This window comes from Bradyrhizobium sp. USDA 372 (assembly GCF_053629095.1).
Map to the genome: position 1 here is coordinate 1,449,910 of NZ_JBRJHR010000001.1, position 12,181 is coordinate 1,462,090.

Sequence of the window (12,181 nt, forward strand, 5' to 3'; positions counted from 1 at the left end):
GGTATTTTCCAATCTTTGCGCTAAGCATGACCGGTAGCACGGGCTCAGCTCGCGCGAACGGGGGACGACGGGACGTGGTCGACATCGCGCATCAGGCTGCGATCAATCCGGCATCGGCAAGGGATGCCGCGATGGCGCACGCGCCTGTCCCGATTGCCGCCGTCGACACCGGCCAATGGCGCGCGCTGGCGCAGCGGGCGATCGAGCCGAACGGATATTATCTGCCCGCCTGGGAGCTCGCCGTCAGTGCAACGGCGCGCGGTCGCACGGATGCCTTGGCTCTGGCCGCACACGACTCTTCGGCGCGGCTGATCGGCCTGATGCCGGTGATCTCGCTCTGGCGCGCCCTGAAGATTCCCCTGCCCGCCCTGGTGAGCGCGCATCCCTATGGCACGCTGTGCAGCCCGCTGCTCGACCGCGACGCTCCGCTCGAGGCTGCCGCGCGTCTGCTGCAGCAGGCACGCGAGGCCGGCGCGCATGCGCTCGTGCTGACCGACGTCGCCCTCGACGGCGCAGCCATGGCATCGCTCAAGCAGGTGCTGAAGCGCGACGGCCTGAAGCCGCGTATCCTCAGCTCCTACATCCGCGCCAGCCTCGATGCGACGCAGGATGGGGACATGCTGTTGCGCGACGCGCTCGGCGCCAAGAAGCTCAAGGAGCTGCGGCGACAGCGCCACCGTCTCGAGGAGCACGGCCCTGTCGTGTTCGAGATTGCGCGCAGCTCCGACGAGATCGGACCTGCGCTCGAAAGCTTCCTGCAGCTCGAAGCCAGCGGCTGGAAGGGCAAGCGCGGCACCGCGCTGGTTCAGCACGCGGGCGACGCAACCTTCATCCGCCGCGCCGTGCCGGCGCTGGCAGAGGCTGCACAGTGCGAGATCGTCACGCTTCGCGCCGGCGCGACCCCGATTGCCGCCGGCATCGTGCTGCGCCACCAGAATCGCGCCTTCTTCTTCAAGCTCGGCATCGACGAGCGCTTTGCAAAATATTCGCCCGGCGTGCAGCTGACGCTGGACCTCACCCGCCATCTCTGCGCCGATCCCACCATCGCCAGCGCGGATTCCACGGCGAGTGCCGATCATCCCATGATCAACCCGATCTGGCGCGGACGCCTCGCGATCGGCGATGTGCTGATCCCGCTGCGGCGGAGTGATCCGGTCGTGACGCTGGTTCATGGAGCGCTCGCGACGCACAAGATCGCCTACGCGGCGGCCCGATACGCGGCTCATTTGATCAGGAAGTGAGCCTATAGATCGTCGTCCGATAGCTCAGCCATCTTGACGAGATGACGCAGGACCCCGTCTTTAGGGGCTTATTGCCATGGATCGGAACGGAGAGCCGGACGATGCTGCCCGGCTTGCCGTAGATGTGATGACTGCCGCTGACGCGAAGTAAACTCCAGCCGTGTCGTTCGACGATACGCGCGAACTCCCGACCAGAGACGGATTTCACGTCGTCAGTTCCAAAATCCGTTCGATGCCACCCGGCTCCGGCGGCGCTACTTCGACCGACAGACATCCTTCAATCGCGTCGCGAAGATTTGCCATGAGCTCATCCATGGTATCGCCTTCCGTGGCACAACCAGGGATGGCCGGGACTTCGGCCCAGAAGCCCCCCTCTTCCGCCTCGTGTATGACAATCTTAATCTTCATATTGTCCTCGCGCCCCGAACAATTGCCCAAGCTGACGACAGATTCAACTTTCTCAGCCTACTCCGCCGCCTGCGCGTTGATTTCCGCCGAGACCTGGCGAATGGCGCGGGCGAGCAGGTTCGGATCCTGCGCGCCGGAGACGGCGTACTTCTGTGCAAAGACATAGGTCGGCACGCCGGAGATGCCCTTGTCGGCGGCTTCCTGCGCATCTGCCGAGACGCGCGCGACGTCCTCGTCGGTCGCGAGGCGCTTGCGAACGTCGTCGGCATCGAGGCCGATATCGGCAGCCGCCTGCACCAGCACGTTCACATCGGTGAGATCGCCGCCGTCGCGGAAGTACAGCTCCATCAGGCGCTGCTTCATCTCGGGCGCCTTGCCGATCGCTTCCGCCCAGAGGATGAGGCGATGGCAGTCGGTCGTGTTGGGCTGGCGCGCCACCAGCTCCGGCTTGTAGACGAGCCCCTCCTCGCTCGCGGCCGCGACGACGCGCCCCGCAATGCCCTTATAGGCTTCGACCGAGCCGAACTTCTGGGTGAGATAGGCCTCGCGGCTGATGCCCTCGCGCGGCACCCAGGGATTGAGGAAGAAGGGGCGGAAATTGAGCTTGACCGGAACGTCGGGCACGAGCGCCAGCGCGCTCTCGATGCGGTGCTTGCCGATATAGCACCAGGGGCAGACCACGTCGGAGACGACGTCGATCTGGAGCGGTTTCAGCGTGCTCATGTCAGGCGCCTCCTTCGGGCACTTCGAGGGTCCGCCCGAACATAAGCCGAACCGGGGGCGGTGCAAGGCACCCGTCCTGCATGGCTCACGACTTCACCTCTGCGGTTATTGTGGCACGTTGCCCCCGCCCCGATAGTTGCGGCCACGATCAAGCCCAAGGGGAGACCGCGATGACCGCCATTTTCAAGCCGGAAGGCGATTTGTTCCGGCCCACCGAGCATGCCGGCGGCCCGTGGTCGCCGGACATGCTGCAGGGAAGCGCCACCACCGCGCTGATGACCCGCGAGGTCGAGCGCCTCGCCGCCAAATCCGGCTTTGCGGTGCGGCGCCTGACCTTCGATCTGTGGCGGCCGGCGGGCCTGCGCCTGTTCAGGGCGGTCAGCGAGAAGCTGCGCGACGGTCGCAAGGCCAAGACCCTGCAGGTGCGGCTGATGGACGGCGACACCGAGATCGGCCGCTGCACGGCGCTGCTGACGGCGCCGAGCGGCGAGTCGCCCATCGACCCCTTCGCGAGGCCCGTGGCCGTCGACAAGGGGCCCGAGGCCGGCACCCTGCCGCCCGCCTTCGCGCAGAAATGGAGTCGCTATTTCCAGAACGTGTCGGTGCGCCTGATCGAGGGCGCCCTGGAGAAGCCGGGCCCGGCCGCGGCCTGGATGCGGCTCGATGCGCCGCTGGTCGAGGGCGAACCGAACACGCCGCTGCTCCAGGCGGTGCAGGCCGCGGACTTCTCCAGCGGCGTCGCCCAGATCGTCGACATGCGCCAATGGACCTTCATCAACCCGGAGATCAGCCTCTATTTCTTCCGTCCGCCCGAGGGCGAATGGATCCTGATCCGTGCCGCCACGCGCGTCGGCGCCAATGGCGCGGGCCTCACCACGGCGACACTGAGTGACCGCAACGGACCGTTCGCGGAAGTGATGCAAGCCATGAGCTTCGAGCGGCGCGAGGCGCAGGCTCAGGCGTCCTGAGCTGCAAGCGCAACCAAGGCGCCTTCGGACGCGGCATCAACAGGCATGAACATTTCGACGCGAAGCTCCTGCAGCGTTACGTCCTGCGGGGTGCCGAGCGTCAGCACCGCACCGACCAGACCAATGCCGACATCGCCCTTGCGCAGGCACACCTCGCAGAGTGGTCCTGGCACGGAATTGTCCTCGGTCGGCGCAGGAAGCTGCGGCAGCCGCATCAATTCGCGCCAGGTCGATTGCAAGGCCTCGTCAAGCGGCGCGGCCATTGCTTCATGCCGCGCCCGCGCCAGCAGCGCAGCCGCAACAATCGGCCAGTTCTCGACGAACGGCTTGAGCTCGTCGGGCGCGAGGAACATGCGCATGTGATTGAGCGGCCGCTGCATGCGCTCAGGGCCAAGCAGCATGCTCATCAGGCGCGAGGCGGCGCGATTGGCCTGCATCACGTTCCAGCGCCGGTCGGTGACGATCGCCGGGAACGGCTCGTGACGGCTGAGCAGAAGATCGATGGCACGCCGCGCCTCGGCAAGCTCCGGCGCCGATAGATCGCGCTCGCCATATTGCCGCGCGAAGCCGCCGGCCTCGAGCAGCGCATTGCGGTCGCGCAACGACAGATCCAGCGCGGACGCGAGCTGCAGCAGGATGTCCCTACTTGCTGCCGCCTTGCCGGTCTCGACATAGCTCAGATGCTTGATCGAGATGCCGGCCTCGAACGCGAGCTCCGCCTGGCTCAACGAACGGCGCGTGCGCCAGCCGCGCAGGAGATCACCGACGGGATTGGCCGGCCGCAATCGCCGGAACGCGCGTGTGTCCATTCGGCGATTATGCGAGCGGTGCTCGGTCCTGTAAACGGCGTCACTGCAGGCGGGCGGCCATCTGCTTCAACTGCTCGGCGGTGCGCTCGTCCGCCGGGAAGAACGTCTCCAGCGCCAGCTCCGACAGGGTGATGTCGACCGGCGTGCCGAACACCATGGTGGTGGAGAAAAAGCTGAGGATCTCTCCGCCATGCCGCAGCTTGAACGGGATCGCGACCTTGTCGCTCGACAGCGGCGCCGAGCGCGCCGGCATGGGATAGCTCTTCAGATCATTGTAGAGCTTGATCAGCTCCGGATCGGCCGTCGCCTCGCACTGCCGGTGCAGCCGCTCCAGGAGATGCCCGCACCATTCGGCGAGATTGACCGTGCGCGGTGCCAGCGCCTCGGGATGGAAGGCCAGCCTGAGCACGTTGACGGGCTGGCCGAGCAGATGCTGCGGGATGCCATCGAGCAGCGGCGCCACCATGCGATTGGCGGAGACCAGGTTCCAGTGCCTGTCCACCGCGAGCGCCGGATTGGGCTCGTGTGCTTTGAGGACGAGGTCGATCGCGTGGCGAGCCGATTTCAAGGCGGGATCCTCCAGCGGGCGCTGCGGAAAGGCCGGCGCGAAGCCGGCGGCGACCAGCAGCACGTTGCGTTCGCGCAAGGGCACGTCGAGCCGCTCGGCGAGCCTGAGCACCATGTCGCGCGAGGGCGCGGCGCGGCCGGTCTCGACGAAGCTCAAATGCCGCGCCGAGATTTCGGCCTCGCCCGCGAGATCGAGCTGGCTCATGCGGCGGCGCTGCCGCCATTCGCGCAAATGGTCGCCGATATGGACCGGCTGGCTGCGTTCGGTGCGTGCGGTGGATGCATGTGCGTTCATGACCGGAAACCTAACATGGAGATTTCAGCCCTTCCATTACCCGCGAGGTAATCGAATTGAGCCGCGACCGCGCGCATCTTGGATCGCAACAGGAGATGACCATGATCGCGCTGCTGCTCTACCGGACCCTCTCTGACCACGTCTTGCCCTGGGCCATGGCGTTCGCAACGCGGATGCTGGCGCGCAGCCTCAACATGCCGGAGCCCCTGGTGCATTCGACCGGCGACTACGTCGTGGCGCAGGTCATCGCCTTCGAGCACGGCGTCGGCAGGAGCCTCTGCCCGTTCCGTCTCGCCCGTCTGCTCCGCGCCTGGTGGCGCGGTCGGCATTGAGTTCCACCCAGCCCAACCAAGGAGACCTGAGATGATCGATGCATCCACCTTCCTGCGCCGCGCCCTCTTCGCCGACGCCATCTTCAGCGGCATCGCCGCGCTCGGCTTCACCTTCGGCGCGAGCACGTTCGCAGCGCTGTTCAACCTGCCCGAAGCGCTGCTGCGCGAGACCGGCCTGTTCCTGATCGCCTACACCGCCCTGGTCGGCTGGCTCGCCTCGCGAGCGACGCTGGCAAAGCCGCTGGTCCTGCTGGTCGTGATCGGCAATGCGGTCTGGACCGTCGGCAGCATCGCGCTGCTGCTCTCGGGCGCGGTATCGCCGAACCTCGCCGGCGAGCTCATGGTCGTCGCGCAAGCCATCGCCACCGGCGTGTTCGCCGAGCTGCAATATGTGGGATTGCGTCGAAGCGGCAGCGCGGCAGTTGCTTGACGCTCTCGTGTCCAGGACGCGCTGCAGCGCTCTTGCGCTGCTGCGCAGAGCCGGGACCCAGCGGCCGCATGCCACACCGATACATGGGCCCCGGCTCTGCAGCGAATCGCGCAAGTGCGCGCTGCGCTGCGTCCGGGGCACTGGATCTTGGCTTTTCGGCGTGCCTGTTTCCACAATCGTCATTGCGAGCGCAGCGAAGCAATCCAGTCCGCCTCCGCGGAAAGATTCTGGATTGCTTCGCTGCGCTCGCAATGACGGAATGTGCGGCACCAGTTTGCGCTCTTCATCCGCTCTCTTCATTGCAGACATATCTCCGCGTTCTCGCGGCGCGTTTCGCCCGAGCTTTTCTGCCGTCTTGCGCCCTTCGATTGCCGGAGGGCGCAGGGAAGGCCGGGCGCCGGCGGCACCCGAGTCCGTGTACAAGGAAATGCACACGGGGTGGACTACAGGTGTTGCCGGTCGCCCGGCCTTCCCTGCGCGGATGGTTTTAACGGTCTCCTTCGTGCTCTCCTCGGGGAGCGTTGCACTATTGCCCCCGTCGCCTTACGGCTTCTCTGATGCACGCACCCGGTCGGGCCGCCGCATCACCGCAAGCCTTGACGCACAGACCCCGGGCGTCAGGACCACACGACTTCTCCGTCCGCGGACTGTCTTGCCGGATCATCAGGAGCTTGCGTGTGCTCACCCCCGGCAATCGACAAGACCGCTGTGACCGCACCGTGTCGTACCGCGTCGCGTGCGACTCACGGTTGCCCGCCCTGTCATCACGCAAACCGCGCCGGCGCTACCGCGTCCACCGCACCCCGGCCCGCATCTCGTGACGATCGCGAAGCGCCCCTCTGGCAGGGCCGGGATGGGCGCTGTATGCCACAAATCCGAAATTCGGAAAAGCGATATATTTTTGCGCGATGGGATTGACTGGATTTGGGTGTTTTGCCCGACGCCTCGCCGGCAGGCAGCGAGTACGGCGAGCGGCGCGGAAAAGCGATGGGTTTCGCAAGGGCTCGACCCAACTTACGGGGCCTGAGGCGCTCGCGCAGCGAGCCTCGAAGGATGAACGACCCCGATGCAAGCGGGCCGTCGCCCTTCGAGGGCCGTCGAAGAGGCGGCCGCCTCAGGGTGACGGTCAGACATCTGAACGCGCTGTATCAACAGCGTCATTGCGAGCGCAGCGAAGCAATCCAGAGTCTTTCCGCGGTGGGTTTCTGGATTGCTTCGCTGCGCTCGCAATGACGGAGTGCGCGGGGCTACGCGTTCGCGCGGCCGACCTTGCCGGCAAAGTGCTTGCCGTTCAGCTTCTTCTTTTTCACGGACGCGGTTTTGGCGCCCGCCTTCTGCGCCTTGCGCTCGGCCCGCGCCTTCACCTTGGCGGCTTCCGCCCTCGCCTCGGCGCGCAGCTTCTTGCGCTTCTTCTCGCAGGAATCGCACTTGCAGCCGATCGGCTTCAGATAGGCTTTGAAATAGTCGGTGCCGTAGTCGTAGTTGATCTCGTCGCCCGGCTCGATGTTCCTGATGGCGCGGATATAGACCTTGCGCTCGCGCGGCCGGACGTCAGACTCGGCGTTGGGGCGACAGGAATGGTTGATGTAGCGCGCGAGGTTCTTGCGCACCGATCCGTCGATGGTCCAGCGCCCGTTGAGCTCGAACAGATATTTGTTCTCGATCTCGTCCTGCTCGGGAATCCGCGAGTCCAGGATCGGTCCGAAATAGCGGATGATCCGGCTACCCTTCTTGATCGGCTTGGTGGCGAAGAGGCCGAGCCCGGTCTTGGAGCGGCCGACGCGATAAGGTTTGTTCGAGGTGGCTGGCATGATCTGGAGAATGAGAACGCGAACGAGGCAGGAAGAGCCCAAGCGAAGCCGCTCTTGTAGAACGATTCCGCGCTGCTGTCAGGTATATCCCACCGTGGTTTGAACCTTGCCCACAATCAAGACGTCTGATGGGACGAAGTTCCCAGGACATCAAAGCCTCACATGAACCGTATCACCACGATAGGCTTCGCCGCCCTGATGGCTTGCATCGGCCTGAACAGCGCCGACGCTCAATCCGTGGGCAGCAGCTACACCTCGACGGCACCAAAAGATTGCCGACAGGTCGGCAAGCCCAGCGCGCTCGACGGCAGCAGCACGCGGGTTTGTCCGGGCAAGGACGGCCTGATGGTGCTGATCGCCGAGGACGATCTTCGCGAGATCGTCTCGGTCGGGCGCAGCCGCAAGGCAGCAGCCGAGGAACCGGCGGCCAAAGTCTGGTTCGCGCCGTTCAATTCGTCGGAGACCACCATTGAATGGCGTGCGGCCGGCGCAAAGCCGTTTGCGATCATCCAGCGCTGGCACATTGCCGACAATTCCGATCCCGACAAGCAGGGGCGGCCGAACACCAAGGCCATGCTGGTCGTGACCCGACTGCCGCCGGGCCCGGTCTGCCACGTCGCCTATGTCGATGCGATCGCCAACCCGAACGCCAACGAGCTCGCGCGCAAGGCCGCCGACGATCTCGCCCGCGGCTTCGCTTGCGGCAAGGACGAGGTCAAGATCATCGGCACAAGCGGCCGCGCCGTCGAGCTGGCCACGATGCGCTAGACTTTGCGGTTCAACAGCCGGGAAGCTTCGGCATCACCGGCGCCGTCAGCATCGTCTCGAGCAGCCGCTCGGCGGTCGTCCCCTCCGGCAGCCGCGCGAGGATGTCCTTCAGCCGCCCGTCGAGCAGCAGCATGGTGAAGCCGTGCACCAGCGACCAGGCGCGTGCGATCGCGGCGCCCTGGTTCAGCGTCAGCGCATCGCCGCTGATCTGCTCCTGCCGCATCATGCCGACCGCATTGGCAAGTCCGGCGAAAGACGCCTCGGCCGCCTCGTGCAGCGACGGCCTTGAATAATCCAGCCGCTCGGTGCGGAACATGATGCCGTACATGCCGGGATGGGCCTGCGCATAGGCGACGTAGGCTTTCGGCCGCGCCAGCGCGGCTTCGAGCGGCGTTGTGGCGGCATCGCACGATGCGGCCATTGCCACATTGAACTGGCGGAAGCCGACGGCCGCGAGCTCGCTGAGGAGGCCCGTCAGGTCGCCGAAATGATGGGTCGGTGCGGCATGCGAAACGCCGGCTTCGCGGGCGACCGCGCGCAATGTCAGGCCGGCAAGCCCTTCGCGCTCCAGCACCCGTTCGGCCGCCTGGAGCAGCGCTTCGCGGAGCGCGCCGTGGTGATATGGCGTCTCGGTCTTGGCGCTTCTGGCCCGGCGCGAGGTGCGCGATGCCGCGGTCGGGGTCGTTTTTCTCGGGGCACGCGAGCTTCGCGCCGCTTCGCCCTTGGTGTCGGTCTTGGCCATTTGCAAGCTATATGACGCAATATTGACAGTGTAAAGATTTCACTTGACGAAAGCTGCAATCGGGCCTATTCGATCTTTACGATGTAAAGATAGGGGAGGATTCGCCGTGCAGCACGACGCCTTGGCCGAGCGCCGCAACAATCTCGCGCCGATCCCGTTCGAGGCCGATGCGCCCTTCCTGAAGATTATCGGCGAATTGCCGCGCGAGCTGAACGGCACGCTCTACCGCAACGGCCCCAATCCGCAGTTCGATTCGCCCGGCGCGCACTGGTTCGTCGGCGACGGCATGCTGCACGCCTTTCATCTCGAGAACGGCCGCGCCAGCTACCGCAACCGCTGGGTCCGCACGCCGAAATGGCTGGCCGAGCACGATGCTGGCCGCGCGTTGTTCGGCGGCTTCGGCCGCAAGCTGCCGGATGCGCCGGCGAACCTGACCGACGGCGGCGTCGCCAACACCAACATCATCTTCCATGCCGGCAAGCTGCTGGCGCTGGAGGAAGCGCATCTGCCGACCGAGATCGAGCCGGGCACGCTGGCGACGCGCGGCTATCACAATTACCAGGGCCGCGTCGCCGGCAGCTTCACCGCGCATCCCAAGATCGATCCGGTCACCGGCGAACTGGTATTCTTCGGCTACAATGCCGCGGGGCCGCTGACCCCTGCCCTCTCCTACGGATCGATCGACGCAACAGGCAAGGCGACGCGCTTCGAGCGGTTCGAGGCGCCCTATGCCAGCATGGTGCACGACTTCATCGTCACCGCGAACCATGTGCTGTTTCCGATCCTGCCGATCACTGGCAGCATGGAGCGCGCGATGAGCGGAAAGCCGCCCTATGCCTGGGAGCCGGACAAGGGCGCCTATGTCGGGGTGATGAAGCGCAGCGGCACCGCCAAGGACATCGTCTGGTTTCGCGCCGAGGCCTGCTACGTCTTCCATGTCATGAACGCGTGGGAGGACGGCGAACGCATCGTTGCCGACGTCATGCAGTTCGAGGAGGCGCCACTGTTTCCGCATCCGGACGGCCGTCCCACCGATCCCGAGAAATCGCGCGCCCGCCATTGCCGCTGGACCTTCGATCTCGCAGGCAATACCGACCGCTTCCAGCAGACCTACCTGGACGATCTCACGGGCGAATTCCCGCGCATCGACGACCGCCGCGCCGGGCTGAAGAGCCGTCACGGCTGGTACGCCTGCGCGAATCCGAAACTGCCGATGTTCGGCGCGCTCTCAGGCATCGTCCATGTCGATGGCAATGGCAGGCGGCTCGGCCAATACCTGCTGCCGGTCGGCGACACCATCTCCGAGCCGGTGTTCGTTGAACGGTCGACGGATGCGGCCGAGGGCGACGGCTGGCTGCTCGCGGTGGTCTGGCGCGCACGGGAGAATCGCAGCGATCTCGCCGTTTTCAATGCCACCGATATCGAGGCCGGCCCCGCGGCCTTGGTCCAGCTCGGCCATCGCGTGCCAGATGGCTTCCACGGCAATTGGGTCGGCGCGGCGTAGCCCCTCGTCATTCCGAGGCGCGCCACTTGGCGCGAAGCCGGGACGACGAAGAAGGAGTTTTGCATGTCCATGCCCTCGATCACCGCAGGCTCGCTTGTCCTCCTCGCCGGCGCTGCGCTCGCGTTCCAGTTGATCCTGCTGCGGCGAAGCCGCCACACCGTCTTCAACGGAGGCATCCTGCTGTGCCTCGGTCTGCTGATCGCCGCCGCACTGCCGCTCGTGCCCTGGGCCGAATTGGCCGAGGAGGCATTGGACCAAGCCGTTGCTGCCCTTCACGCCTTGGAGGTCGCTTACGTCATTTTGACACTGTAAAGATTTCGCTTGACCCGGCGTCGCCGGGTCATTATTGATCTTTACATCGTCAAGATAGACCCACCGAGGCGGCCCATGGCGATTTTCCTGATCCTCGCGCCCTACGGCGCCTTCGCCTTCCTGATGCTGGTGTCGTCGGCAATGCTCAGCGTGTTTGCGGCGTCGGCGATCTGCCTCGCCACCGTCGCGATCGATGTCGCACGCGGCCGCTCGGTGAAGATCCTGGCCGCGGGCTCGGCGCTCGTATTCGCCACGATCGGCCTTTACCTCGCGCTGATCGACCCCGCGCTCGGCACGCTCGGCGTCAAGCTGTCGGTCGATGTCGGAATCTTCGTCATCGCGCTGGGCTCGATGCTGCTGCGCCATCCCTTCACGCTGCAATATGCGCTTGAAGCGGTGCCGGCCGAGACCGCGGCGATGCCCGGCTTCCTCCGCGCCAATTACATCATCACCGGCGCCTGGACCGCGGCCGCGCTGTTGATGGCGGCGGCCAATCTCGTGCTGCTCTACGTCCCCAGCCTGCCGCTCTGGTCGAGCCTTGCGGTGGCCTTTGCCGCCCGCAACAGTGCGATCTACTTCACAAAGTGGTATCCCGAGTATCGCCAGATCAAGTACGGTACGCCCGCCCGCGCCCTCCCAGACGCCTGAACAGGATCGACGATGAAGGACGTATTCGCCCGCCTCGCCTCCGACTTCCTCTCCGCCATCATCTTCCTGGCCGTCTACCTCATCACCGACAACGTGATCCTGGCGACATCGGTGGCGATCGCCGCTGCAATCGCGCAGGTGATCTACGCCCGCCTCAAGGGGCAGGCGCTCAACTACATGACCTATGCGAGCCTCGCGCTCGTCGTCGTGCTGGGCGCGATCACGCTTCTAACCCACGATCCGCGCTTCATGCTGGCCAAACCCTCGATCGCGCATTTCGCGATCGGCCTCATCATGCTCAAGCGCGGCTGGATGCTGCGCTACATGCCGCCGATCGTCGCCGAGACCGTTCCGGAATATGTGACGGCTGCGGGCTATGCCTGGGCGGCGCTGATGTTCGTGATCGGCGCCGGGATGATCGTGGTCGCCTCCACCGGCGATCTGAAGCTGTGGGCATTCTACATCACCGTGGTCGCCGGCGGCGCCAAGATCCTGGCCTTCGCCGTGCAGTATGTGGTGCTGCGGCTGATCGTCACCAGCCGCCGCCGCGCCGCCGCCCGCGCCTGATTGCCACATCGCAGGGTTAGGCAGGACCTGCGAGTTGCGCTATAGGCTCGCTTGAG

Annotated in this window: 17 protein-coding genes; 10 read left to right on the top strand and 7 right to left on the bottom strand. The window is 65.6% G+C overall.

Annotated elements, in window-relative coordinates; genetic code table 11:
* The first annotated feature begins 74 nt into the window (after positions 1–74).
* Complete coding sequence (locus tag AB7M16_RS07195) at positions 75–1,241, top strand: GNAT family N-acetyltransferase (RefSeq protein ID WP_453943489.1); 1,167 nt, start codon at positions 75–77, stop codon at positions 1,239–1,241.
* On the opposite strand, the gene AB7M16_RS07200 is transcribed toward AB7M16_RS07195, so the two are convergent.
* The 3 genes from AB7M16_RS07200 to AB7M16_RS07210 are packed head-to-tail and all read right to left on the bottom strand — an operon-like array spanning position 1,231 to position 2,372.
* On the bottom strand, positions 1,231–1,515 hold the full coding sequence (locus tag AB7M16_RS07200) for a type II toxin-antitoxin system HicA family toxin (protein ID WP_453943490.1): 285 nt from the start codon (positions 1,513–1,515) through the stop codon (positions 1,231–1,233). The two genes, AB7M16_RS07195 and AB7M16_RS07200, sit on opposite strands and share 11 nt — an antisense overlap.
* A complete protein-coding gene (locus tag AB7M16_RS07205) occupies positions 1,446–1,649 on the bottom strand; it encodes a type II toxin-antitoxin system HicB family antitoxin (RefSeq protein ID WP_212257987.1) in 204 nt (67 codons plus the stop codon). The genes AB7M16_RS07200 and AB7M16_RS07205 overlap by 70 nt, the downstream gene beginning before the upstream one ends.
* A gap of 57 nt (positions 1,650–1,706) precedes the next feature.
* Positions 1,707–2,372 carry a DsbA family oxidoreductase gene (locus AB7M16_RS07210; RefSeq protein ID WP_197963080.1) on the bottom strand — a complete coding sequence of 222 codons (666 nt, stop codon included), beginning with the start codon at positions 2,370–2,372 and terminating at the stop codon, positions 1,707–1,709.
* 170 nt (positions 2,373–2,542) lie between these two features.
* On the opposite strand from AB7M16_RS07210, the gene AB7M16_RS07215 reads away from it, so the two are divergent.
* Positions 2,543–3,340, top strand: a complete 798-nt coding sequence (locus tag AB7M16_RS07215; RefSeq protein ID WP_453943491.1) for a thioesterase family protein — start codon at positions 2,543–2,545, stop codon at positions 3,338–3,340.
* Here the strand turns inward: AB7M16_RS07215 and AB7M16_RS07220 are convergent.
* Both AB7M16_RS07220 and AB7M16_RS07225 read right to left on the bottom strand, forming a co-directional pair.
* Positions 3,328–4,149 carry a helix-turn-helix domain-containing protein gene (locus AB7M16_RS07220; RefSeq protein WP_453943492.1) on the bottom strand — a complete coding sequence of 274 codons (822 nt, stop codon included), beginning with the start codon at positions 4,147–4,149 and terminating at the stop codon, positions 3,328–3,330. The genes AB7M16_RS07215 and AB7M16_RS07220 overlap by 13 nt on opposite strands.
* Positions 4,150–4,189: 40 nt before the next feature.
* Positions 4,190–5,011: a helix-turn-helix domain-containing protein gene (locus tag AB7M16_RS07225; protein WP_453943493.1), complete on the bottom strand. Its 822-nt coding sequence runs from the start codon at positions 5,009–5,011 to the stop codon at positions 4,190–4,192.
* A gap of 101 nt (positions 5,012–5,112) precedes the next feature.
* On the opposite strand from AB7M16_RS07225, the gene AB7M16_RS07230 reads away from it, so the two are divergent.
* From AB7M16_RS07230 to AB7M16_RS07240, 3 genes are all read left to right on the top strand, one after another.
* Positions 5,113–5,343, top strand: a complete 231-nt coding sequence (locus AB7M16_RS07230; protein WP_453943494.1) for a hypothetical protein — start codon at positions 5,113–5,115, stop codon at positions 5,341–5,343.
* Between the two features lie 31 nt (positions 5,344–5,374).
* Entirely contained in the window at positions 5,375–5,773 is a 399-nt protein-coding gene (locus tag AB7M16_RS07235; protein ID WP_453943495.1) for a hypothetical protein, read from the top strand.
* 1,053 nt (positions 5,774–6,826) lie between these two features.
* Positions 6,827–7,006: a hypothetical protein gene (locus AB7M16_RS07240; protein ID WP_439366658.1), complete on the top strand. Its 180-nt coding sequence runs from the start codon at positions 6,827–6,829 to the stop codon at positions 7,004–7,006.
* A 14-nt stretch (positions 7,007–7,020) separates the two neighbouring features.
* On the opposite strand, the gene AB7M16_RS07245 is transcribed toward AB7M16_RS07240, so the two are convergent.
* Entirely contained in the window at positions 7,021–7,584 is a 564-nt protein-coding gene (locus tag AB7M16_RS07245) for an SET domain-containing protein (RefSeq protein ID WP_453943496.1), read from the bottom strand.
* Positions 7,585–7,746: 162 nt separating this feature from the next.
* Between AB7M16_RS07245 and AB7M16_RS07250 the strand changes: the two genes are divergently transcribed.
* Positions 7,747–8,352: a hypothetical protein gene (locus AB7M16_RS07250; RefSeq protein ID WP_453943497.1), complete on the top strand. Its 606-nt coding sequence runs from the start codon at positions 7,747–7,749 to the stop codon at positions 8,350–8,352.
* A gap of 10 nt (positions 8,353–8,362) precedes the next feature.
* On the opposite strand, the gene AB7M16_RS07255 is transcribed toward AB7M16_RS07250, so the two are convergent.
* Positions 8,363–9,094, bottom strand: coding sequence for a TetR/AcrR family transcriptional regulator (locus AB7M16_RS07255; RefSeq protein ID WP_453943498.1), 732 nt, complete (start codon positions 9,092–9,094; stop codon positions 8,363–8,365).
* 106 nt (positions 9,095–9,200) lie between these two features.
* Here AB7M16_RS07255 and AB7M16_RS07260 point away from each other — a divergent pair, with 106 nt between their 5' ends.
* The 4 genes from AB7M16_RS07260 (at position 9,201) to AB7M16_RS07275 (ending at position 12,125) form a co-directional block, all read left to right on the top strand.
* Positions 9,201–10,598, top strand: coding sequence for a carotenoid oxygenase family protein (locus AB7M16_RS07260; RefSeq protein ID WP_453943499.1), 1,398 nt, complete (start codon positions 9,201–9,203; stop codon positions 10,596–10,598).
* 63 nt (positions 10,599–10,661) lie between these two features.
* Complete coding sequence (locus AB7M16_RS07265) at positions 10,662–10,910, top strand: hypothetical protein (RefSeq protein ID WP_453943500.1); 249 nt, start codon at positions 10,662–10,664, stop codon at positions 10,908–10,910.
* Positions 10,911–10,985: 75 nt separating this feature from the next.
* On the top strand, positions 10,986–11,558 hold the full coding sequence (locus AB7M16_RS07270) for a hypothetical protein (RefSeq protein ID WP_453943501.1): 573 nt from the start codon (positions 10,986–10,988) through the stop codon (positions 11,556–11,558).
* Positions 11,559–11,570: 12 nt separating this feature from the next.
* The gene (locus AB7M16_RS07275; protein WP_271500935.1) at positions 11,571–12,125 is read left to right on the top strand and encodes an inner membrane-spanning protein YciB; all 555 of its coding nucleotides are present in this window, start codon (positions 11,571–11,573) and stop codon (positions 12,123–12,125) included.
* Positions 12,126–12,181: the final 56 nt, after the last annotated feature.